This is a genomic window from Aminobacter sp. BE322 (assembly GCF_050433525.1).
Lineage (GTDB): Bacteria > Pseudomonadota > Alphaproteobacteria > Rhizobiales > Rhizobiaceae > Aminobacter.
In genome coordinates, this window is sequence record NZ_JBNPXB010000001.1 from 454,411 (window position 1) to 476,553 (window position 22,143).

At 64.5% G+C, this 22,143-nt stretch carries 26 protein-coding genes; 5 read left to right on the top strand and 21 right to left on the bottom strand.

Annotated elements, in window-relative coordinates; all coding sequences use genetic code 11:
* Positions 1-20: 20 nt before the first annotated feature.
* On the top strand, positions 21-428 hold the full coding sequence (locus J2X50_RS02225; RefSeq protein ID WP_429091078.1) for an STAS/SEC14 domain-containing protein: 408 nt from the start codon (positions 21-23) through the stop codon (positions 426-428).
* Here the strand turns inward: J2X50_RS02225 and J2X50_RS02230 are convergent, their stop codons facing one another.
* From J2X50_RS02230 to J2X50_RS02270, 9 genes are all read right to left on the bottom strand, one after another.
* Positions 429-1,556 (bottom strand): ATP-dependent DNA helicase, encoded by a 1,128-nt coding sequence (locus J2X50_RS02230; RefSeq protein WP_429091080.1) that lies wholly within the window; start codon positions 1,554-1,556, stop codon positions 429-431.
* Between the two features lie 47 nt (positions 1,557-1,603).
* Positions 1,604-1,999, bottom strand: a complete 396-nt coding sequence (locus J2X50_RS02235) for a type II toxin-antitoxin system VapC family toxin (RefSeq protein WP_429091082.1) — start codon at positions 1,997-1,999, stop codon at positions 1,604-1,606.
* Positions 1,996-2,241 (bottom strand): type II toxin-antitoxin system VapB family antitoxin, encoded by a 246-nt coding sequence (locus tag J2X50_RS02240; RefSeq protein WP_340038801.1) that lies wholly within the window; start codon positions 2,239-2,241, stop codon positions 1,996-1,998. The genes J2X50_RS02235 and J2X50_RS02240 overlap by 4 nt, the downstream gene beginning before the upstream one ends.
* Positions 2,242-2,464: 223 nt before the next feature.
* Positions 2,465-2,815: a nitrile hydratase accessory protein gene (locus tag J2X50_RS02245; protein ID WP_429091084.1), complete on the bottom strand. Its 351-nt coding sequence runs from the start codon at positions 2,813-2,815 to the stop codon at positions 2,465-2,467.
* Positions 2,802-3,461 carry a nitrile hydratase subunit beta gene (gene nthB, locus J2X50_RS02250; RefSeq protein ID WP_429091086.1) on the bottom strand — a complete coding sequence of 220 codons (660 nt, stop codon included), beginning with the start codon at positions 3,459-3,461 and terminating at the stop codon, positions 2,802-2,804. Before nthB ends, J2X50_RS02245 begins: the two co-directional genes overlap by 14 nt.
* A complete protein-coding gene (nthA, locus tag J2X50_RS02255; RefSeq protein ID WP_429091088.1) occupies positions 3,458-4,075 on the bottom strand; it encodes a nitrile hydratase subunit alpha in 618 nt (205 codons plus the stop codon). The genes nthB and nthA overlap by 4 nt, the downstream gene beginning before the upstream one ends.
* A 47-nt stretch (positions 4,076-4,122) precedes the next feature.
* Entirely contained in the window at positions 4,123-4,719 is a 597-nt protein-coding gene (locus tag J2X50_RS02260; protein WP_429091090.1) for a LysE family translocator, read from the bottom strand.
* Between the two features lie 249 nt (positions 4,720-4,968).
* Positions 4,969-5,541 (bottom strand): acetolactate synthase small subunit, encoded by a 573-nt coding sequence (gene ilvN / locus J2X50_RS02265; protein ID WP_347965075.1) that lies wholly within the window; start codon positions 5,539-5,541, stop codon positions 4,969-4,971.
* 75 nt (positions 5,542-5,616) lie between these two features.
* On the bottom strand, positions 5,617-7,401 hold the full coding sequence (locus tag J2X50_RS02270) for an acetolactate synthase 3 large subunit (protein WP_429091092.1): 1,785 nt from the start codon (positions 7,399-7,401) through the stop codon (positions 5,617-5,619).
* A 366-nt stretch (positions 7,402-7,767) separates the two neighbouring features.
* Here J2X50_RS02270 and J2X50_RS02275 point away from each other — a divergent pair, with 366 nt between their 5' ends.
* On the top strand, positions 7,768-9,585 hold the full coding sequence (locus J2X50_RS02275; RefSeq protein ID WP_429091093.1) for an ATP-binding protein: 1,818 nt from the start codon (positions 7,768-7,770) through the stop codon (positions 9,583-9,585).
* A 123-nt stretch (positions 9,586-9,708) separates the two neighbouring features.
* On the opposite strand, the gene J2X50_RS02280 is transcribed toward J2X50_RS02275, so the two are convergent.
* Entirely contained in the window at positions 9,709-10,497 is a 789-nt protein-coding gene (locus J2X50_RS02280; protein WP_429091095.1) for a GGDEF domain-containing protein, read from the bottom strand.
* Between the two features lie 54 nt (positions 10,498-10,551).
* Positions 10,552-11,505 (bottom strand): tRNA (adenosine(37)-N6)-dimethylallyltransferase MiaA, encoded by a 954-nt coding sequence (gene miaA, locus J2X50_RS02285; RefSeq protein ID WP_429091097.1) that lies wholly within the window; start codon positions 11,503-11,505, stop codon positions 10,552-10,554.
* On the opposite strand from miaA, the gene serB reads away from it, so the two are divergent.
* Together serB and J2X50_RS02295 are read left to right on the top strand one after the other, a co-directional pair.
* Positions 11,489-12,376 (top strand): phosphoserine phosphatase SerB, encoded by an 888-nt coding sequence (gene serB, locus J2X50_RS02290; RefSeq protein WP_429091099.1) that lies wholly within the window; start codon positions 11,489-11,491, stop codon positions 12,374-12,376. The two genes, miaA and serB, sit on opposite strands and share 17 nt — an antisense overlap.
* Entirely contained in the window at positions 12,373-12,945 is a 573-nt protein-coding gene (locus J2X50_RS02295) for a GNAT family N-acetyltransferase (protein WP_429091100.1), read from the top strand. The genes serB and J2X50_RS02295 overlap by 4 nt, the downstream gene beginning before the upstream one ends.
* On the opposite strand, the gene J2X50_RS02300 is transcribed toward J2X50_RS02295, so the two are convergent.
* The 7 genes from J2X50_RS02300 to J2X50_RS02330 form a co-directional block, all read right to left on the bottom strand.
* Positions 12,938-13,204, bottom strand: coding sequence for a pilus assembly protein HicB (locus J2X50_RS02300; RefSeq protein WP_429091101.1), 267 nt, complete (start codon positions 13,202-13,204; stop codon positions 12,938-12,940). The genes J2X50_RS02295 and J2X50_RS02300 overlap by 8 nt on opposite strands.
* Positions 13,201-13,623, bottom strand: coding sequence for a putative toxin-antitoxin system toxin component, PIN family (locus tag J2X50_RS02305; protein ID WP_429091103.1), 423 nt, complete (start codon positions 13,621-13,623; stop codon positions 13,201-13,203). Before J2X50_RS02305 ends, J2X50_RS02300 begins: the two co-directional genes overlap by 4 nt.
* A gap of 139 nt (positions 13,624-13,762) precedes the next feature.
* Positions 13,763-15,277, bottom strand: a complete 1,515-nt coding sequence (locus tag J2X50_RS02310) for a DegQ family serine endoprotease (protein WP_429091104.1) — start codon at positions 15,275-15,277, stop codon at positions 13,763-13,765.
* 121 nt (positions 15,278-15,398) lie between these two features.
* The gene (locus tag J2X50_RS02315) at positions 15,399-15,584 is read right to left on the bottom strand and encodes a DUF2065 domain-containing protein (protein ID WP_429091105.1); all 186 of its coding nucleotides are present in this window, start codon (positions 15,582-15,584) and stop codon (positions 15,399-15,401) included.
* A gap of 8 nt (positions 15,585-15,592) precedes the next feature.
* Positions 15,593-16,537, bottom strand: coding sequence for a protease modulator HflC (gene hflC, locus J2X50_RS02320; protein WP_429091106.1), 945 nt, complete (start codon positions 16,535-16,537; stop codon positions 15,593-15,595).
* Positions 16,537-17,634, bottom strand: coding sequence for an FtsH protease activity modulator HflK (gene hflK / locus J2X50_RS02325; RefSeq protein WP_429091107.1), 1,098 nt, complete (start codon positions 17,632-17,634; stop codon positions 16,537-16,539). Before hflK ends, hflC begins: the two co-directional genes overlap by 1 nt.
* Positions 17,635-17,783: 149 nt before the next feature.
* Positions 17,784-18,305 carry a dihydrofolate reductase gene (locus tag J2X50_RS02330; protein ID WP_429091108.1) on the bottom strand — a complete coding sequence of 174 codons (522 nt, stop codon included), beginning with the start codon at positions 18,303-18,305 and terminating at the stop codon, positions 17,784-17,786.
* A gap of 236 nt (positions 18,306-18,541) precedes the next feature.
* On the opposite strand from J2X50_RS02330, the gene J2X50_RS02335 reads away from it, so the two are divergent.
* The gene (locus tag J2X50_RS02335) at positions 18,542-18,781 is read left to right on the top strand and encodes a hypothetical protein (protein WP_429091110.1); all 240 of its coding nucleotides are present in this window, start codon (positions 18,542-18,544) and stop codon (positions 18,779-18,781) included.
* 229 nt (positions 18,782-19,010) lie between these two features.
* On the opposite strand, the gene groL is transcribed toward J2X50_RS02335, so the two are convergent.
* From groL to J2X50_RS02350, 3 genes are all read right to left on the bottom strand, one after another.
* Positions 19,011-20,636: a chaperonin GroEL gene (groL, locus tag J2X50_RS02340; protein WP_429091111.1), complete on the bottom strand. Its 1,626-nt coding sequence runs from the start codon at positions 20,634-20,636 to the stop codon at positions 19,011-19,013.
* A gap of 183 nt (positions 20,637-20,819) precedes the next feature.
* Positions 20,820-21,122, bottom strand: coding sequence for a DUF982 domain-containing protein (locus tag J2X50_RS02345; RefSeq protein ID WP_429091112.1), 303 nt, complete (start codon positions 21,120-21,122; stop codon positions 20,820-20,822).
* Positions 21,123-21,300: 178 nt separating this feature from the next.
* On the bottom strand, positions 21,301-22,095 hold the full coding sequence (locus J2X50_RS02350; RefSeq protein ID WP_429091114.1) for a thymidylate synthase: 795 nt from the start codon (positions 22,093-22,095) through the stop codon (positions 21,301-21,303).
* Positions 22,096-22,143 lie beyond the last annotated feature (48 nt).

The window sequence follows — 22,143 nt, forward strand, 5'->3', positions numbered from 1 at the left end:
CCATTTGCGAGGAGGCATTCATGGCACCGATGGACATCCGCCCTGCCGTACGCCGCATCGAAACCGACAAGGACGATGTCTTCGGCTTCGAGATCGTCGGCCGCTTCACACCGGCAGACTACGAAAACACCTACGGACTGCTCGACGCAGCCTACCGGGGCCACGACAAGATCGACATCCTGGTCCGCGCCGAAGGCTACGAAGGCTTCGACTGGTCGCCGATCTTCAGCAGCTCGACCTGGAAGGAGGAATTCAAGGCATTCAATCACATACGGCGCTATGCCCTGGTCGGCGGTCCCGCCTGGATGGGCGCGATGATGCGGTTCTTCGCACCCTTGAGCCCCATCGACATCAGGTATTTCCCGCCGGCGGACGAGGCCAAGGCATGGGCCTGGCTCGGCGCCAGACCGATCGAACCAAGGGCCTGATCAGCGTACGATCGTCAGCCGTTCGGCTGCGCGCGTGATCGCCGTGTAGAGCCAGCGCTGGCGCGTGTCCTTGAAAGCCCAGCTCTCGTCGAACAACACGACGTCGTTCCATTGCGAGCCCTGAGCCTTGTGAACGGTCAGCGCGTAGCCATAGTCGAAGTCGTCGTAACGCTTCTTGGTACCCCAAGGGATGTCCTCGTCGGGATTCTCGAAGGTCTGTTTCAACAGCTTGATCTTGGCGACGCCCCGGTCCGGATCGTCCTCTTCCGGCGACACCAGGAGGTTGATGCCCGGCTTCACCGTCTCGCGCGACGAGGTCATGACCTTCCACAACGAGCCGTTGAGCAGGCCCTTGGCCGGGTCGTTGCGCAGGCATACCAGCTTGTCGCCGGCCTGCGGATAGCCCGCGGTGAAGCCCTTGAGCTCACGCAGCCGCTGATTGTAGCGCCGCCGCGTCCGGTTGGTGCCGACGAGCACCTGGTCGGCGCCGAGCACGAGATCCTGGGTCACGTCTTCCTTGCCGATGACCTGGGCCGTGCCATAGTCGCCGCGCATGAACTCGCGGCCCTCGCGCACGTCTAGCGCCAGCCGGATGATCGGGTTGTCGCGCGCCTGGCGGTGGATCTCGGTCAAAAGGAAATCCGGCTCGTGCTCGGTGAAGAAACCGCCTCCCGAAATCGGTGGCAGCTGCGCCGGATCGCCCAGCACCAGCACCGGCGTGCCGAATGTCAGCAGATCGCGCCCGAGTTGCTCGTCGACCATCGAGCATTCGTCGATGACCACGAGCTTGGCCTTGGCGATCGGGCTCTGGCGGTTGAGCGAGAAGGTCGGCGACATCGACGTCTTGCCGGTCGCCTCATCGGCAATCGCCTCCTCCCCCTTCGGCCGGTAGATCAGCGAATGGATGGTGCGAGCATTGGTGGCGCCCTTCGAGCGCAGCACCTGGGCGGCCTTGCCGGTGAAGGCCGCGAACTGCACCTGCCCGTCGACATGCTCGGCGAAATAGCGCGCCAGCGTCGTCTTGCCCGTGCCGGCATAGCCGAACAGGCGGAAAACCTGTGGCTTTCCCGATTTGAGCCAGCGCGCCACGGCCTGCAGCGCATCGTCCTGCTGAGGAGAGAATTCCATGGGTCTGACTGACAGGATTCGACGGGGAAGGGCAAGGGATTTGCCGATCAAGCGAGATCGGTGAGGGAAAAGTCGCCGCCCTTGTAAATCAAGGGAACGCCAGAACGGATTGCTGCGGCATAGGAAAAACAATCGCCAAAGTTCAAGCGAGCCGGATGACCAGTCCCTTTGCCATAACGATCGAACGCCTGCAGCGCCGTGAGATATGTATCCGCTTCAACGGGCTCGATGGAGATCCTGGCACGCGCCAGATAATCGTGGACGATGAAGGTCATTTCTTCGATAGGCGCCTCGCGAATACGGCAAAGTGCCAGCACCGTTTCGAACATCACAAGCGGGGATGTGAAATGCGGCGGCTCGAGCTGAAGCTTGAGAGCGATAGTCTCGCCCTCCGGCTCTGGAGCAATCAGAGCCACCAGAGCGGAGCTATCCACGAAGCTCACTTGCCGTCCTCCTCCCAGAGTTCGTCGTAGAACTGCTTGTCAGCGACCTTCCCGGTCAGTGGATATGCGCTGACCCGTGCCCGTAGGTCTGCCGTACGCTCCCACAATGACTGCTTGCTGTTTTCAGCAGCCAACGCCTCTTCAACAGCCTCCCGGATCGCATCGGTGATGCTAATGCCTCGCCGGCTTGCGAGAGCCCGGACCAGACGATCCGTCTCTTCATCTCTAACGTGTAGAATCATATTAACACAACCTTAAAGGGTCAACACAACAATATTACCGTATAGATTTTTAGAACACAAGGAGAACATTTTAAGGTTGCCAAAAACCAATCCGGCTTGCTCAACCGCACTCTAAATGCGGCAGTCAGATTTGCTGAGGAGTTTCATGCACCCCAATGCTGAAACCATCTGCGGCCGACCGCTTTAGTCTGCATCCGCCGCACAAGCGAACCCGCCGCAACCATTACGAAGCCGAAGACCGCTCCGGATCGTTCTCCAGCAGGATCGGCTGGCCGTGCGGCGTTGCATGGGCAGCCCGCTCCCAGGCCGCGGCAACCGCGTCGATCTCGTCACGCCCCGCAAAACCCTTCTCGGCCAGGAGCCGTTCGAGCGCGGCTAGCCAGCGCTCGTAATAGTCGCTGCCGTCGGCGGCAGCGCCAGGCGCCTTCACCTCTGCCGACAACCGTGCCGCCCATTCCGCCCAGCTGAACAGCCCGCGCTCGTGCAGCGCCACCACGATGGCGAAGGCTTCCGCCTGCCATGGTTCGGAAAACACCGGCTCGTCGATGCCCGCGGGCAGGTTACGCCGGCTCAAGATACCCCTCCCAGGCGTCGATGCTGACTTCAAGCGTCGGATCAGCGCCCTCGCCCCACAATTCTCCGGCCGAAAACACCACCGTGTAGAGCCATTGCGGGTTCTCGCCCTTCCCGTGCGCATTGGTGTCGGGAAGCACGTAGCCCTCGCGCACGGCGTCGATCACGCCCACCTTGCCTCGCGCATAGCGCGGCAGGCGGGTGTGGCCGGTCGGGTGGAAATTCCTGGTCCGCACGCGCTGACCCGCCGAAAACCGTGCCGGCGTCGACACCGGTCGGTCGCACGGACCACCCCTGGCGAGTACTGCCGGCACGTTCTCGGCTTTCAGCACCCGCTTGGGCTCCGCCGCCGGATCGACGGCCGCGCCCACGGCCAGATCGTTGGCGGTTACGAAGCCGTGCCGCTGCAACAGCTGTTCCAGCGCCTTGATCCAGATTTCGTAGTAGCTTGACGCATAGTAGTCGGCCGGATGCAGGCTTTCGCGCGTGAAGCGGCTTTCGTCGATGCTCCAGGCGCCCATCGCCCCGGCGCAGAGCGTCACGCCCAGCGCCCGTTTCTCCCATTCGGCATGGAAGATCGGCTCGTCCCTTTCGGGCGCGACCGGACCGAAGCCCATCTGCCCGCCGAGATCGTGAGGACCGTTCATGCGACCTCCCGCGCCACGCCGGTTCCGATCATGGAATCGCGCGTCACCAGGTCGGCCAGCCTTTCCTCGCTCCACCCGTCCGTGCCCTCGGGCCGTTGCGGCACGACGAGATAGCGCAGCTCGGCGGTAGAGTCCCAGACCCGGATCTTCCTGTCCTCGGGCACTGTCAGCCCGAACTCCTCCAAAACCCCGCGCGGATCGATCACCGCACGCGAGCGATAGGGCGGCGCCTTGTACCAGACCGGCGGCAGCCCCAGCACCGACCACGGGTAGCAGGAGCACAGTGTGCAGACGACGAGGTTGTGCATCTCGTCGGTGTTGAACACCGCCTGCATGTGTTCGCCCTGCCGCCCGGTATAGCCGAGCGAGGCGATCGCGGCCGTGGCGTCGCGCTTCAGCCACTCTGCAAAGCTCGGATCGCTCCACGCCTTCGCCACCACGCGTGCGCCGTTGCGCGGGCCGACCTTGGTCTCGTAGGTGTCGACGATGACGTCGATCGCCGCCGGGTCGATCAGTCCCTTCTGCGTCAGGATCGTCTCCAGCGCCCGAACCCTTGCGGCCATCGGGTCGAGTTCGTTGTCGTGGTCATGGTGATGATCGTGATCGTGCGGCATGGACGGAGGCTATGCCCGGTGGCGACGCGACGCAAGCGCCCAGCCGGTCACTTCAGCATCGGCCACAGCGTGGCCGCCAAGAGCACGCCCATGGCGATGTTGAACCACTTCAGCCGCGCGGGGTCGGCGAGGAAGCCGCGCAGCGCCATGCCGAACCCGGCCCAGCTCGAAACGCTCGGCAGGTTGACCAGCGCGAAGGCGCCCGAGATCAGCAGCACCGACACGAAGGGTGCTTCCGGGCTGGTGTAGACGGCCATGGCGGTCACCGCCATCACCCACGCCTTGGGATTGATCCACTGAAAGGCGGCCGCCTCCAGGAAGGTCATCGGCCGCGCCTTGGTCTCCCCGTCCTTGCCGAGCGAGCGCGACATGCCGATGCGCCAGGCGAGATAGAGCAGATAGGCGGCGCCGGCGATCTTGAGGCCGCCATGCAGGATCGGAAAGGTCGTCAGCAGCGCGCCGAGCCCGAACCCCACGCCGAGCAGCAGGGACAGGAAGCCGAAGCCTATCCCCAGCATGTGCGGGATCGTGCGCACGAAGCCGAAATTCACGCCCGAGGCGAGCAGCATGAAATTATTCGGCCCCGGCGTGATCGAGGTTACGAAGGCATAGACCAGCAATGCGAGGAATGCGTCGTACGTCACTGATCCCTCCCATCGGGAATTTTTATGTCAGTATTACTGACCTTATGGTCGCTTCGACAACGATCCACGCCCGCCAGACCGCTGGACCAGCGATAGACGCTGTCTGCCGTCCGCGCGTCTCGCGGACCAACACGTTCGCCGTCAACGAGAACGTCGGTTTCTGAGCTCGAAGGGCCCTGGCGCCCCGAAAACGCAAAAAGCCGCCGTTCATCGCATCGGCGGCTTTTTCATTCCGGCTGAAGGAACGCCTTACATCCCCTGCGGGCCGCGGTTCATCGCCGCCACGCCGGTGCGGCACACCTCGACCAGGCCGAGCGGCTTCATGATGGCGATGAACTGCTCGATCTTCGACACCTTGCCGGTCAGCTCGAAGATGAAATGCTCGGTGTTGGCGTCGATCACCTTGGCTCGGAAGGCATCGGCCAGCCTGAGCGCCTCGACACGGGCATCGCCGGTGCCGGAAACCTTGACCAGCGCCAGTTCGCGCTCCAGCGCTCCGCCGGTGCCGAGTTCCTGCGCCGTGACGGTCAGGTCGACGACACGGTGCACCGGCACGATGCGCTCGAGCTGGTGCTTGATCTGCTCGAGCACGTGCGGTGTGCCGCGCGTCACAATGGTGATGCGCGACAGGTGCTTCTCGTGCTCGGTTTCGGAGACGGTCAGGCTTTCGATGTTGTAGCCGCGGCCGGAGAACAGGCCGATGACGCGGGCGAGCACGCCCGGCTCGTTATCGACGAGCACCGACAGCGTGTGCGTCTCCGGCAGCGCCGTCTCCTTGGCGATGAAATAGGCCGAGCCGGTGGGTTGTAGCTGTGCATTCATGAAAGGATCTCGATCTCAGGCTTTTGCGCTAACTCGTTGAATGTGCGGCCCTCATAGAAGGCCGCACGGCAACCCTCAGACCAGCTCGCGGCCCTTGGCGTCGATGGCATTCGCCACCGCTTCGTCGGTCGCCTCGTCCGGCAGCAGCATCTCGTTGTGCGCCTTGCCCGAGGGAATCATCGGGAAGCAGTTGGCAAGCGTCGCCACGCGGCAGTCGAAGATCACCGGCTTCTTCACCGAGATCATCTCCTTGATCGCGTCGTCGAGTTCGTCCGGCTTCTCGCAGCGGATGCCGTGGCCGCCATAGGCCTCGGCCAGCTTGACGAAGTCGGGCATGGCCTCGGTGTAGGAGTGCGACAGGCGGTTGCCGTGCAGCAGCTGCTGCCACTGGCGCACCATGCCCATGTAGGAGTTGTTGAGGATGAAGACCTTGATCGGCGCATCGTACTGGATCGCCGTGCTCATCTCCTGGATGCACATCTGCACCGAGGCGTCGCCGGCGATGTCGATGACCAGCGCTTCAGGGTGCGCGATCTGCACGCCCAGCGCCGCCGGCAGGCCATAGCCCATCGTGCCCAGGCCGCCGGAGGTCATCCAGCGGTTCGGCTTCTCGAAGCCGTAGTGCTGGGCCGCCCACATCTGGTGCTGGCCGACCTCTGTGGTGATGTAGGTGTCGAGGTGCTTGGTGTTCTCGTAGAGCCGCTGGATGGCATATTGCGGCATGATCACGTCGCTGTTGGCCTTGTAGGCGTAGCTGTCGCGCGCGCGCCACTTGGCGATCTGCTCCCACCACGGGTAGAGCGCCTTCCTGTCGGCCTTGGCCGTTGCCCGCCACAGGCGGACCATGTCTTCCAGCACCCGGCCGACATCGCCGAGGATCGGCACGTCGGCGCGAACGTTCTTGTTGATCGACGACGGGTCGATGTCGATGTGGATCTTCTTCGAGTTCGGCGAGAACGCGTTCAGCCGGCCGGTGATGCGGTCGTCGAAACGCGCGCCGACGCACACCATGACGTCGCAATCATGCATCGCCATGTTGGCTTCGTAGCTGCCGTGCATGCCGAGCATGCCGAGCCAGTTCTTGCCCGATGCCGGATAGGCGCCGAGGCCCATCAGCGTAGACGTGATCGGGAAGCCCGTCAGGTCGACCAGCTCGCGCAGCAGGTGGCTCGCCTCGGCACCGGAGTTCACCACGCCGCCGCCCGAATAGATGATCGGCCGCTTTGCGGACGCCATCAGCGCCACGGCCTCTTTCACCCGCTCGAGGTCGCCCTGGACCTTCGGCTGGTAGGAGGTACGCGGCGCCGTCTGCGGCGGCGTGTAGATGCCCTTGGCGAACTGCACGTCCTTGGGGATGTCGACGACCACCGGGCCCGGACGGCCCGTGGTGGCGACATGGAAGGCCTCGTGCAGGATACCGGCCAGCTCGTTGACGTCCTTGACCAACCAGTTGTGCTTGGTGCAGGGCCGCGTGATGCCGACCGTGTCGCATTCCTGGAAGGCGTCGGAACCGATCAGCGAGGTCGGCACCTGGCCGGTGATGCAGACCAGTGGGATCGAATCCATCAGCGCGTCCTGCAGCGGCGTGACCGCGTTGGTTGCGCCGGGGCCGGAGGTCACCAGCATCACGCCGGCCTTGCCGGTCGAGCGCGCATAGCCTTCGGCCGCATGCCCCGCGCCCTGCTCGTGGCGCACGAGGATGTGCTGGACGTCGTCCTGCTGGAACAGTTCGTCATAGATCGGAAGGACCGCGCCGCCCGGATAGCCGAAGAGGTGCTTGACGCCGTTGTCCTTCAGCGCCTGCACCACCATCTCGGCGCCGGTCATTTCGCGTCGCCCGCTTTCACTATGTCCGCTCATCGGTCCGTCCCGTCTTCTTCTGCCGTTCTCGGCGGTTACTGGTCGTTTAGTCCTGTTTCAGGCAATAAAAAAGGCCCCCGAGGGAGCCTTGCGTCTGCGCATGGGAGGATTTCGCCCGGCGGTTACACCGCCTTGCCCATGCGCGTTCCTACTACGAGAATGAGTGCCATCTTCATGGCCGCGGACGTTAATGCGGACCCGGGCGCGCTGTCAACGGCAAGGGCGGAAATTTTCCGCAACGTCATTGGCCATCCAATCGTTCGAATTGTCCCCATTCGCTTAACCTTTGCCACACCATCCGACCTCACCCGACCTTAACTGCGTCGCGTTAGGGTTTGCGACAAGGAACTGGGGAAGAAAATCGAAATGTACGTCGAACGCCAGGCCACGACGGGAAATCCGCAGGAACGGCGGGACCCGTCGCAGGACGACGCCCGCATCCTCGGCAACGTGGTGCAATGCGACGGCGCACGCGCCGTCATCAGCGCCTATGCCGAAAGCGGCGGCGCGGTGGCGTCGGGACTGTGGACCGTTGGGCGTATGATCTCGATCAACCTCGGCGAGACGCGCACCATCGGGCTGGTCTATTCGATCGGCAAGGCCGACCGCTCCTGGAGCAGCGAAGGCGACAACCCCATCGAGGTGAGCGTCGAACTCATCGGCGAGGTTCGCGACACCGGATCGGACCTGCGCCCGGTCTTCGACCGTGGCATCACCTGCTACCCCCATATCGGCGCCATCGCCCACCGCATCCGCAGCCGCGACCTGCAGGCCGTCTACGACCTCGCCGGCCGCCACAGCGTCACCATCGGCCGGCTGTCGCAGGACGAGACGATCGACGCCTGCATCGCCATCGACGAGACCCTGGCACGCCATTTCGCCGTTGTCGGCACCACCGGCGTTGGCAAGTCGACCGCAGTCTCGCTGCTGCTGCGCAAGGCGATCGCAGCGCGGCCGGACCTGCGCGTGCTGATCATGGACCCGCACAACGAGTTCGCTGCTTCGCTGCCGGAATATTGCATCAAGGTCGACACCAATTCGCTCGACCTGCCCTTCTGGCTGTTCCGGCTGGAGGAATTCGCCGAGGTTTTGTTCCGCGGCCGCGAGACCGACGCCGAAGAGATCGATGCGCTGCGCGACCTCATCCCGGCCGCCAAGAACCTCTACCGCAACCCGCATGGCGGCGCCTTCTTGCGAAGAGGCGCCGACGCGCTGACGGCCGACACGCCCGTTCCCTACCGCATCGCCGACCTCATCAAGCAGATCGACGAGCGCATGGGCATGCTCGAATCCAAGAACGAGCGGCCGATCCTGAAATCGCTGCGCACGCGCATCGAATCCGCCCTCGCCGATCCGCGTTATCGCTTCATGTTCCACTCGCGGCTGATCGAGGACACGATCCACGAAACCATCGGCAACATCTTCCGCGTGCCGACCCACGGCCGCTCGGTTACCTGCTTCGAGATGGCGGGCCTGCCCTCGGAGGTGGTCAATTCCGTCTGTTCGGTGCTGGCGCGCCTCGCCTTCGACCTTGCACTATGGAGCGACGGCCGGCTCAAGCTCCTGCTGCTCTGCGAGGAGGCCCACCGCTACATGCCGGCCGACCATCGGCTCGGCTTCGCGCCCACCCGCCATGCACTGTCGCGCATCGCCAAGGAGGGCCGCAAATATGGCTGCTACCTCGGCGTGGTCACCCAGCGCCCGGGCGAACTCGATCCGACCGTGCTTTCGCAGTGCTCCACCGTCTTCGCCATGCGGCTGGCCAACGAGCAGGACCAGGCGATCATCCGTTCAGCGATCGCCGATTCTTCGGCCTCCACCCTGTCCTTCCTGTCGTCCATGGGCCAGCGCGAGGCGATCGCCTTCGGCGAAGGCGTCGCCACCACGATGCGCCTCAAATTCGAGAAACTGTCGTCGGAACTGATCCCCGGCGTCTCCAAGCGTGCCGTCGAAGCAGCCTCGGCAGGCAGCGATGAAGTCGATCTCGCCGCTATCGTCGAACGCCTGCGCAACGTCCCCAGGCCACAGGCAGCTCTGGGCTTCGCCGATGTCGTCGACGCCCAGAAGCAGGCTGGCGATTCCGACTATCGCAAGCCGGCCTCGAGACCGCAGCCGGACGACGACTTCGACACCCGTTTCGGCCTGCGCCCGACCACGTTCGGCGGCCGGCCGCCAAACGGCTGAGGGGCCGCCCCCGCCCGTTCACTCAGGCCTGCTTTTCGCGCGCCAGCATCGAATTCCAGCCGATGTAGTTGACGACCAGGAATTGCCAGGCGAAGTCCAACCGATGATCTTGCCGGGACAGCCTCACGCGCAGACGCGGTTGCGGCCTTGCCTTTTTGCCTCGTAGAGCTGCTTGTCGGCGCGGCGATAGAATTCCTCTGCCGTCTCCTCCTGGTCCCAAAGCGCGAGCCCGACGCTGGAGGTCACGTTGAACTGGGCGCTGCCGCCACTGATCTCCAGCGTGGCGATCGCCTTGCGCATCCGTTCGGCAAGGCGCTGCAGCAATGCGAGGTCCATGTTCGGCGCCACGATCGCGAACTCCTCGCCGCCGAGACGCGCGACGACGTCGTGATATCGCGTCATGCTCTTCAGGCAGGTGGCCACGGAGCGAAGCACCTCGTCGCCGACGTCATGGCCGTAGGTGTCGTTGACCTGCTTGAAATGGTCGAGGTCGAGGATCATCAGACCGACCGGCTTGCCGATGCGACGGAACTCGCCGAGATATTCCTTGAGCGCATCGTCGAAGTAGCGTCGGTTCTGCATGCCGGTCAGCCCGTCGGTCAGCGCCGCCTGTTCGAGGTTGCGCGAACGGGCTCTGAGCGAGGCCGTCATTTCCCGCAGCTTGCCGCCCTCCTTCACCTGGGTGCGGATGAGCGGCAGGATGAAGAACAGTCCGAATGCCACCGTGCCGGCAAGCAGCACCGCGGTCACGAACAGCAGCACCTGTAGCGTCATGATCGTTTCGGCCCGGCCGGACACGTTGAGCAGATCAGGATGATCGATCAGGCTCCAGGCATAGAAAGTCGCCAGCGCCGCGGACGAAATCAGCGCAATGAAGAAGAAGAACGCGGTTTCAGCCTTGTGAAAGCGCATGATGTCCCTGTGCAGCCCTTCCGCGCTTATGTCACGGCTGGGCCTTACGGAGGGTTAATCGGATGGCTGCACCAGGGTTTCGCCGCCCTCGCCACCTATCCGATGCCATTCCGGTCCGAACTGGTTGCGGAACCAGGTCGACTGCCGCTTGGCATATTGGCGCGTCGCGATCTTTGCCCGTTCGATCGCCTCGTCGAACCCCATCTCGCCCGCCATCGCCGCGGCAAGCTCGCGCACCCCGATCGCCTTCATCGCCGGAAGTTCCGGCGCGAGCCGCATCGCGCCGATCGCCTTCACCTCTTCGAGCGCTCCCGCTTCGATCATCTTGTCGAAGCGCGCGTCGATCCGCTCGATCAGCGCCTTGCGGTCGGGCTCGAGGACGAGGAAACGCGCTGTCGCAAGGTCGATCATCGGATGGCCGCGATCGGCCTGCCATTTGAGGATCGAACGGCCCGAGGCCTGCAGCACTTCGAGCGCCCGCACGATGCGCTGGCCGTCGCTCGCCTTGAGGCGCATGGCCACCTCGGGGTCGACCCGCATGAGCAGGCGGTGCAGCCTCGGCGCGCCTTCCTCGTTGAGCCGCCAGCGCCAGCGGTCGCGGACTTCCTGGGGAATGTCCGGCATCTCCGATATGCCCTCGGCGAGCGCCCGGAAGTAGAGCCCCGTTCCACCGACGAAGATCGGCCGCTGCGCATCGAAGGTGCCGCTATCGGCGAGCACCGCCACGTCGCGCAGCCATGCGCCGGTCGAATAGGCCGTCGCCGGCGACACATGGCCGTAGAGAAAATGGCGTACGCGGGTGAGTTCGGCAGCACTCGGCCGTGCCGTCAGCACGTCGAGCACGCCATAGACCTGCATCGAATCGGCATTGACGATCACGCCGCCGTCGCGCTCGGCCAGCTTCAGCGCCAGTGCCGACTTGCCGCTGGCGGTCGGCCCGGCTATCAGGGTCGCGTTCCTGATGCGCCCCTCGCCTTTCCCGGAATTTTCGATGCCGCTCGTCGCCACGCTGATTTCCCATCCCGACCGCGCTCTGCTGCAGCCGTCCCTTGCCGATAAGGCCATGCGAGGTCTTGGCGCAAGCGGCATTCGCTGGCTGTCCGAAGCCGTCGCCTGCGACATCGACCTCCCCGCAGGACTTTCGGCCGAAGAGGCAGCCGCAGCCCTGTCGGCGGCGCTCACCGGGGAGGCCGTCGACTTCGCCGTGCAGGAAAACGCCGCACGTAGGAAAAAGATCCTGATCGCCGACATGGATTCCACCATGATCGACCAGGAATGCATCGACGAACTGGCCGACGAGATCGGCGTCAAGGACCGCGTCGCCGACATCACCGCCCGCTCGATGAACGGCGAGATCGCCTTCGAACCGGCCTTGCGCGAGCGCGTCGCCCTGCTTGCCGGGCTGGACGCCTCGGTCATCGACCGCATCATCGACAATCGCCTGACGCTGGCCTCCGGCGGCAAGGCGCTGGTAGCCACCATGAAGGCGCATGGCGCATACACCGCGCTCGTCTCGGGCGGCTTCGATGTGTTCACCTCGCGCATCGCCGCCAAGTTCGGCTTCGACGAGAACCGCGCCAACCACCTGATCGAGGCCGACGGACGCCTCACCGGCCAGGTCTCCGAGCCGATCCTCGGCCGCATTGCCAAGGCCGACGCACTCAACGAAATCTCGGCGCGCCTCGGCCTGACCCCGTCGGACGCGATCGCCGTCGGCGACGGCGCCAACGATCTCGACATGATCCGCCTGGCCGGCTCCGGCGTTGCGCTGCACGCCAAGCCCTCGGTGGCCGCCGAAGCCAGGATCCGCATCGACCATTCCGACCTGACCGCCTTGCTCTATCTGCAAGGCTACGGTTACGCCGACTTTGCTCGATGAAGCCGATCCGCACCCAGCGCCTGATCCTGCGTAACTGGGAAGAGCGCGACCGCGAGCTGTTCCATCGCATCAACTGCGACGACACGGTGATGGAGTTCTTCCCGATGCGCCGCAACCGGGCCGAGAGCGACGAACTCTTCGACCGGATACGGGGAAACATCGACCGCGACGGCTTCGGCTTCGCCGCGGCCGAGGTCGCCGACGGCAGCACGTGCATCGGTTTCGTCGGCATCACCCGCACCGATCTCGAACCCTTCATTGCCAAGGGTACCATGGAGATCGGCTGGAGGCTCGCGCCCGAGCATTGGGGCAAGGGTTATGTCACCGAGGCCGCCGAAGCCTGGCTGGCCCAAGCCTTCGAGGTCGTCTGCGAGGACGAGGTGGTCTCCTTCGCGGTCTGGAATAACCATCGCTCCACCGCCGTCATGCAGCGCCTCGGCATGCGTGACGATGCAACCGGCGACTTCGACCACCCGAGCGTGCCCGGCAGCCACCCGCATCTTGCGCGGCACGTGCTCTACCGGCTTTCGCGCAGCGACTGGCAGGAACAAAAAAAGGCGCCTATCTAGCCGTACGGTCTTGCGGAAGGTCGTCGCCCGCCTCCGCCGGCGCATTCGCTACCTTGTCGAGAATCGCCGAGAGATCGCCAGGCGACGCCTGACCGGCACGACGCTTCAGAAATTCGGAAGCGGTCTCGACGGCGCCGACCTTTTGGGCCACAGCCGATGCGATCCATTGATTGAGCGACACCCCGTCGGCCTTGGCCAGACGCATAGCGGCTTCCTTCACCGACAGCGGCAGCTTGAGTGGGTAGGTTGCTTTGCTCATCGCCTTGATCCTTCGAGCAGTTCAGCTGGTTTGAGCACTTTGAGTTCGAACCGTTTCGAGACTTCTTGAAAGTCCCGCAAATTGTGCGTCACGAGGGCATCGGCACGACCGTTGACTGCTGCCTCCAGCACCATTTCATCCTTCGGATCCGACAATTGCGGCCGCCACCGAAAATGAACCTCGACCGGCTCCGCCAACGCGGCAAGTCCCGACAGAAAGCGATCGATGTCAGCATTCGAAAGGCCGTTGGCTGCGCGATGCTCGGGCCTGCGCAACACCGTCTCGTATTCAAGAAACAGTGCAGTCGTCACCAGCGGACGCATGCGCGCGTCGGCAACCAGCTTTAGAACCGCAAACGACGCCCCATTGCGGCTCCGCAAACCGGCCGCGACCACATTCGTATCAAGAACGACCCGCATGGGAGGCAATGTAGTACATCCCATAGGATGCTACAAACATGAGCCGTAGCGGCCACCGGCAGCCAAGGACAGAACAAAAAAGGCGGCCGTATAGCCGCCTTTCTCATTCGATCTCAATGGCTTGTCCGGATTTCCGGGTTCAATCCATCCGCACCGTCACGAACCGCAGCTCGCCGGTCTTGGAGGCCAGCATCAGCAGCGCGTTCTTGCGACCCTGCTCCTTGAGCTTGGCGATGCGGTCCATCACGTCCTTCGGCGTCGAAACCGATTCCTGCGCGATCTCGGTGATCACCTCGCCGGCGGCGATGCCACGCTCGGCCGCGGCCGAATCCTTGGCGACCGAAGTCACCACCGCGCCCGAGACGTCCTGGGCGATGCCGAACTTGGCACGCGTGTCGTCGTTGAGTTCGCCGATCGTCATGCCGAGCACGCTGGCCGTCGCCACCTCAGCGCCCTGGTCGGGAGTTCCCTCGGGCGCGCCGTTTTCGCCCTCGGCCAGCTTCTCGCCGTCCTCGAGCCGGCCGAGCGTCACCTTGACGGTCTGCTCGACGCCCTTGCGCACGATGACGACGTCGACCGCCTTGCCCACCGGGCTCTCGGCCACGACACGCGGCAGGTCGCGCATCTCGATGACGTCCTTGCCGTCGAACTTGATGATCACGTCGCCGGGCTGGACGATGCCATTGTCGACCGGTCCGCCCTTGATGATGCCGGCCACCAGCGCGCCCTTGGCGGTCTTCATGCCGAGGCTTTCAGCAATGTCGTCGGTCACCGGCTGGATGCGCACGCCGAGCCAGCCGCGGCGGGTCTCGCCGAAATTGACCAGCTGGTCGACGACGCCGGAGGCGATCTCTGCGGGAATCGAGAAACCGATGCCGATCGAGCCGCCCGACGGCGAGATGATCGCGGTGTTGATGCCGATGACCTCGCCGCTCATGTTGAACAGCGGTCCGCCCGAATTGCCGCGGTTGATTGCGGCATCGGTCTGGATGAAGTCGTCATACGGGCCTGAGTTGATGTCGCGGTTGCGCGCCGAAATGATGCCCACCGTCACCGAGCCGCCGAGGCCGAACGGATTGCCGATCGCCATCACCCAGTCGCCGATCCGCATCTTGTTGGAATCGCCGAACTTCACCGCCGTCAGCTTCTTGCCCTTCGGGTCGACCTTGAGCACGGCGAGGTCGGTCTTGGTGTCGGTGCCGACCAGTTCGGCCTTGAGCTTCGATCCGTCGGAGAAGTTCACCTCGATCTCGTCGGCGTCGGCGATGACGTGGTTGTTGGTCACCACGATGCCCTTCTCGGCATCGATGACGAAGCCCGAGCCCAGCGACTGCACCTTCTGCGCGCCGCCTCCGCCCTCGCCCTCGCGATCCTTGAAGAAGTCGTCGAAGAAGTCCTGGAAGGGCGAGCCCTCGGGCAGTTGCGGCATCGGCACCGCATTCTCGCCCTCGCCGCCCTTGACGGTCTGCGAGGTCGAAATGTTGACCACGGCGCCCAAAAGCCCCTCGGCGAGGTCGGCGACCGAATCCGGTCCTTGCTGCTGTGCGAAGGCCGGCGGAACCAGCGAGGGTGCGGCGATCGCGCCGATCATTAGCGCCGTCGTGGCGGTAAGGGAAGCCTTTCGCATGGCGCGCAAAAGGGACTTGGAATTCATTGGAGAAGCCTCCCGGCTGTCTGGCGTTGGTCGCGCCGGGCCTCCCGCGCGCGAAGCGTCATCATGAAAATAAATAAGGCCTGTTTGCGGCCATCGCTATCTGAGAGGCGCAAAAATTCCGTTATCCCCGCACCAGCCACACGATGCCGACGCCGATGGCCATCGCCGCCAGGCCGAACACCCGCAGCGCGTTTTCGGGGATATCCGCCATCTGGGCGGCCATGCGCTTCATCTGCGCGGGAAAGCCGCCATAGACCACGCCCTCGATGACGAGAACCAGACCTATGGCGACGATCAGGTCCTGCACCGGCGTGACTAGTTGCCGGTGCCGGGAGCGGTGCCCGCCTGCGGGGCGGGTGCAGGCTTCGGTGCCGGGGTCGTGCCGCCGTCCGGATTGCGGAAATAGCGGAAGAACTCCGATTCGGGCGACAGCACCATGGTCGTGCCGTTCGGATCGAGAGCCGTGCCATAGGCGGTCATCGAGCGATAGAACTCGAAGAACTCCGGATCGCGCTGGAAGGCGTTGGCGAAGATGGCGTTGCGCTGGGCCTCACCCTGGCCGCGCAGGATTTCCGATTCCTTCTGCGCCTCGGCAACGATCTCGACCACTTCGCGGTCGGCGCGGGCGCGGATGCGCTGCGCCGCCTCGCGGCCCCGTGCCCGCAGCCTCTCGGCCTCGGCCAGACGTTCGGCCTTCATGCGGTCGTAGGTCTGCTGCGACACCTCGGCCGTCAGGTCGGTGCGGCGTATGCGGACGTCCTCGACCTGCAGGCCGAGCGCATTGGCGTCCGGCTGCAACTGGTCGCGGACGTCGCGCATCATCGACGCACGTTCTTCCGAAAGGGCCGATTCGAAGCCGCGCACGCCATAGACGCGGCGGAGTGCGGCGTCGAGGCGGGTGCGCAGACGCTGTTCGGCCAGTTCCACGCTGCCCGAGACCGTCGAGCGGAACTTGCGGGCATCGTTGATGCGATAGGCGACGAAGGCGTCGACGTCATAGAACTTACCGCCCGAAACCTGGACGCGGATGTCGTCGAGGTCGAGCCGCAGCACGCGGTCCTCGATGATCTGGACATTGTCGGCCTCGAACATCGAGAACGGCGCCTTGAAGTAGATGCCGGGCTCGGACTTGACGTCGACGATCTCGCCGAAGCGCAGCACGATCGCCTGTTGGCGCTCGTTGACCACGAAGATCGACGAATAGACCAGGAACAGGATGATAGCGGCGAAGACGCCGATGATGGGAAGTCGGTTCGACATTACTGGCCTCCCGCCGCCGGAGCGCGCTTCTGCAGTTCGGGCAGTGGCAGATAGGGCACCACGCCCTGGCCGCTGCCTTGCTCGACGATCACCTTGCCGGAGCCCTGGAGCACCTTTTCCATCGTCTCGAGATAGAGGCGCTTGCGGGTCACTTCGGGCGCCTTGGCGTATTCGTCGTAGACCGAGATGAAGCGCTGCGCCTCACCTTCGGCCTCCTGCACGACGCGGTTCTTGTAGGCGGCCGCGTCCTCGCGGACCTGTGCCGCCTCGCCGCGTGCCTGGCCGAGTTTCTGGTTGGAATACTGGTTGGATTCCTCGACGAAGCGGTCTTCGTCCTGTTCGGCGCGCTGCACCTCGTCGAAGGCGTCGGCCACTTCGCGCGGCGGCGCGGCGTCCTCGATAGAGATCGCGTTCACCGACAATCCCGTGCCGTATTCGTCGAGCGTCGCCTGGATGATGTCGCGCACGTTGGAGGCGATGCCCTGGCGATCGTCGCGGAAGATGTCCTGAGCCGGCCTGCGGCCGACCACTTCACGCATGGCGCTCTCGGCGACCTGGCGCACCATCACGTCGGGTTCGGCCACATTGAACAGATAGGCCTTCGGATCAGAGACCTGGTAGGCAACCGAGAACTTCACGTCGACGATGTTCTGGTCGCCCGAAAGCATCAGGCCGGACGAGGTGCTGCCGCGCACTTCGCCGATGTCGACGAGCTTTTCGGCGGTGTTGACCTTCTCGACCGTTTCGATCGGCCACCAGTGGAAATGCAGACCCGGCTGCGACAGCTCTTCCTTCGGCTTGCCGAACCGCAATTCGACCGCGATCTCGTCTGGCTGCACGGTGTAGACCGTCTGGAATGCCCAGAGCGCGACCAGGCCGGCCGCGATCAGGCCGAACAGCGCCGGGCTGGAGCCGCCGCCGCCCGGGAGCGCGCGCTTGAGCTTGTCCTGGCCGCGCCGGATGATGTCCTCGAGATCGGGGGGCGATCCCGGAGGTCCGCTCGGTCGTGGTCCCTGCCCCCAGGGTCCGCCGCCACCGCCACCGCCGCCGCCCCAAGGGCCGCCGCTGCCGCCTCCACTCTGATTGTTCCAGGGCATGAATGTCCTTTCGACTGCACGATGACGACGGCCGCGCCTGAAACGGCCGCCCATTTACTGATACCATCTATAGGGATGCAACAACGTGCTTTCAACGCGACGGTCGGCTGCATGCCGTCCTTTCGCTACAGATGTATGAACGAAGTCCCTTACTGCGCCGCCGATCGCCTCCGGTAAATGGTATAGCGTGTCGCATGGCTGTCCTTTTCGCCGGCCGGAAACGCCTCCGAACTGGCGACGGACCAGGTGTTCGGATCTATCTCGGGAAAGCGGGTGTCGCCATCGGGCGAGGTCAGGACGTGGGTGACATGCAGCCGGTCGGCGATCGGCAGCGCCTGGCGATAGATTTCGCCGCCGCCGATCACGCATATGTCGTCGGCGCCCGCCAGGCATCGCCCTCGCGCGGTCGCCAGCGTGATCGCATCCTTCAGGGAATGCACCACCTCGGCCCCCTCGGCGCGATATCCCCGGTCGCGGGTCACCACGATGTTGATGCGCCCCGGCAGGGGCCGCTTCGGAAAACTCTCCCACGTCTTGCGCCCCATGACGATCGGCTTGCCCATCGTGTCGGCCTTGAAGCGCTTGAGGTCGCTGGAAAGCCGCCACGGCAAACCGTTGTCGCGGCCGATCACGCCGTTCTCCGCAATCGCAACGTAGATCACTATGTCCATCGGCCGCTTCCCTGTCCGGGCGAATCTCGGCGACGCCCCTTACCTGCCGCTATCGTAGGGTTGCAGGATCAGAATATCGACATCGCGTTCGGGATAAAAGTTCTCGGCCACCATCTCGAAGGTCGTCCCAGCGGCGCGCCTTCCCGATGCAATCAAAAGTGAGTCGACACCGGTTCAGGTTGTAGCGCACAGTGAAATTCGAGAGGGAACACAACGATAACGATAAGGGAGGTCGCATGTCCGAGCATGCTAGGTCTCTTTCCCCCGAAGACCTTGAGATGCTGGCGCGGGTTCTTGCCCGAAGCCTGCCCACGGCCCCGACATCGGAAGACCGGGAGATGCAAGCAGCATCGCTGGTCTGCCTGTTCGGCACCGGCGTGACCGACGAGGCGCGCCTCACCCAACTCATGCGGGGTTGCCGCAGGGTATATCCGCCCATGCCCTCCCTGAACCTGGAAGCGCCTATCCATCATTGACCTTGCGTGACCGCGAGATGCGCGGTTCTCGGCGGCTTCGGCCGCCGGCTTGCTGCCGCTGCCGTCCTCCGGGTGGGCGGCGCTGCGCAGCACCGGCGGTCGGATGGGGCGGCAGGCCCGTGCCGCGCACCGCATTGGCGCGGGTCGCCGCTTCGACGACGCCGCTGGCCCCAGGCAAGTCCGCGCCGGACTGGCAAGCGCCCCCAAGGTAGTCGGCGCCCCGCGCCGGTCAGAAATCCATTCCGGGGGCCGGCATCGGCGGCGTGGTCTCTTTCTTCGGTCTCTCCGCGATCATCGCCTCGGTCGTCACCAGCAGCCCGGCAACCGAGGCGGCATCCTGGAGGGCGGTGCGCACGACCTTCGCAGGATCGATCACGCCCTGCTTGTAGAGGTCGCCGAACCGGTTGGTCTGCGCATTCCAGCCGAAGGCGAAATCGGCCTGTTCGCGCAGCTTGCCGACGATGATCGAGCCCTCCGCGCCGGCATTTTCGGCGATCTGCCGCACCGGCATCTCGACCGCGCGGCGCACGATGTCGACGCCCGTCTTCTGGTCGGGATTGTCGGCCTGCACGGTGGCGAGCGCGTTTGCGGCCCTCAGCAGCGCCACGCCCCCGCCGGGCAGGATGCCTTCCTCGACCGCCGCCCGTGTTGCGTGCAGCGCATCGTCGACGCGGTCCTTGCGTTCGCGTACCTCGACTTCGGTCGAACCGCCGACCCTGATCACCGCCACGCCGCCGGCGAGCTTGGCCAGCCGCTCCTGCAGCTTCTCGCGGTCGTAGTCCGACGTGGTCTCCTCGATCTGTGCCTTGATCTGCGCGATGCGTCGCTGGATCTCCTCCGTCTTGCCCGCGCCCTCCACCATGGTCGTGCTTTCCTTTTCGATGACGACCTTCTTGGCGCGGCCCAGCATGTTGAGCGTCACGTTCTCGAGCTTGATGCCGAGATCTTCGGAGATCGCCGTTCCGCCGGTGAGGATCGCGATGTCCTCCAGCATGGCCTTGCGGCGGTCGCCGAAGCCGGGCGCCTTGACGGCCGCGATCCTGAAGCCGCCCCTGAGCTTGTTGACCACGAGCGTGGCCAGCGCCTCGCCCTCGATGTCCTCGGCGATGATCAGCAGCGGCTGGCCGGACTGGACCACGGCTTCAAGGATGGGCAGCATCGCCTGCAGGTTGCCGAGTTTCTTCTCGTGGATCAGGACGTAGGGCTCCTCCAGCTCGGCCCGCATCTTGTCCGGATTGGTGATGAAGTAGGGGCTGAGATAGCCTCGGTCGAACTGCATGCCCTCGACGATCTCGAGTTCGGTCACGGCCGTCTTGGCTTCCTCGACGGTGATGACGCCGGTGTTGCCGACCTTGTCCATCGCTTCCGCCAGGAAGCGCCCGATCTCGGTGTCGCCATTGGCCGAAATGGTGCCGACCTGGGCGATCTCGTCGTTCCTGGTCACCTTGCGGGCATGGCGCTTCAGCTCTTCGACGACCGCCTCGACCGCCTTGTCTATGCCGCGCTTGAGATCCATCGGGTTCATGCCGGCGGCAACCGCCTTGGCGCCCTCCTGGACGATCGCCTGAGCCAGGATGGTCGCCGTCGTGGTGCCGTCGCCTGCCACGTCGCTCGTCTTCGAGGCGACCTCGCGCACCATCTGGGCGCCCATGTTCTCGAACTTGTCTTCGAGTTCGATCTCCTTGGCGACCGTCACGCCGTCCTTGGTGATGCGCGGGGCGCCGAACGCCTTGTCGATGACGACGTTGCGGCCCTTGGGACCGAGCGTGACCTTGACGGCATTGGCGAGGATATCGACACCACGCAGCATCTTGGCCCGTGCGTCGCCGTGAAACCTGACTTCCTTGGCGGCCATCGTCCTACTCCTTCATCGGCAGCATCGCGTTGGCTGTTCTGGTCGACGTCGAGCGCCGTATAAGGTCCTGATTTTCACGCGTGGCGGCCCGTCTGGCAACAACTTCCGACTGCAACGGCCGCCCTCTGCCGCGGCAACAGGTCGACATCGCTTCGAAAGGCATACGTGTCCCGCCGACGGCGGTCAGATAGGTATGTCCCGGCCCCGCTTCGGATCTATCTTCCAAGGCTCCAGCGTGACGATGGCCTTCTCGAGGATGCCGGTGGAACGGGCAAATCCGGCGAAAGCGCTTCGCGCCTTTTCCGGCGCCATCGAGCCTTCGCAGGCCGCCCGGCACGCCCTCACGGCCGTCTGGTAGATCGGCCCGCGCCGCGTTGCCGGCCAGGTTCCGAGGAAAGTCAGGGCTTCGTCGATGCAGGCAATTTCGCGTATCCGGTCCTCACCCTCCTTCACCAGGACGGGATTGCCGAACGGTTTGGCTTCCATCGCAGTCTCCATGCAACAGAGGCGGCCCGGTCCCACGCCGGGCACGGTATTGATAGGTGAAAAGCACTACGCACGGCTAGGGGAAAAATGTGCAGATTACGGACCGCCGACTCGCACGCAAGAACGCGCCAGCGGCATTTCGGTTCCGTTGTGTCACCGGCCGAGCGGGCGGCGCGGCCTACACGGCGATGGGCGCGCGGATGCTCGCTTCGGCAACGTAGTTGTCGAGCCGGAAATCCTCGAAGCGGAAAGCGAAGAGATCCTTCACCTCGGGATTGATCCACATGGTGGGCAGAGCCTTCGGCGTGCGCCCGAGTTGCTCGCGCGCCTGATCGAAATGGTTGTGGTAGATATGCGCGTCGCCCAGCGTATGGACGAAATCGCCCGGCTTCAGCCCCGTCACCTGCGCCACCATCATCGTCAGCAGCGCATAGGAGGCGATGTTGAACGGCACACCGAGGAAGATGTCGGCCGAACGCTGGTAGAGCTGGCACGACAGCCGGCCGTCGGAAACATAGAACTGGAACAGGCAGTGGCACGGCGGCAGCGCCATGGCGTCCACCTCTTCCGGGTTCCAGGCCGAGACGATCAGCCGGCGCGAATTCGGGTTCTTGCGGATCTGCACCAGAAGGTTGGCGATCTGGTCGATCTCGCCGCCGTCGCGCGTCGGCCAGGAGCGCCACTGCTTGCCGTAGACCGGGCCGAGGTCACCATTCTCGTCGGCCCACTCGTCCCAGATCGAGACGCCGTTGTCCTTGAGATACTTGATGTTGGTATCGCCGGCCAGGAACCACAGTAGTTCGTGGATGATCGACTTCAGATGCAGCTTCTTGGTGGTGAGGACGGGGAAGCCCTTCGCCAGGTCGAAGCGCATCTGGTGGCCGAAGACCGAACGCGTACCGGTTCCGGTGCGGTCGCCGCGGTCGGAACCGTTTTCCATCACATGGCTGAGAAGGTCGAGATACTGGCGCATCGGTCGGGGCTCGATTCGTGTAGCGCCCGATCATAGCGGTCAAAGGCG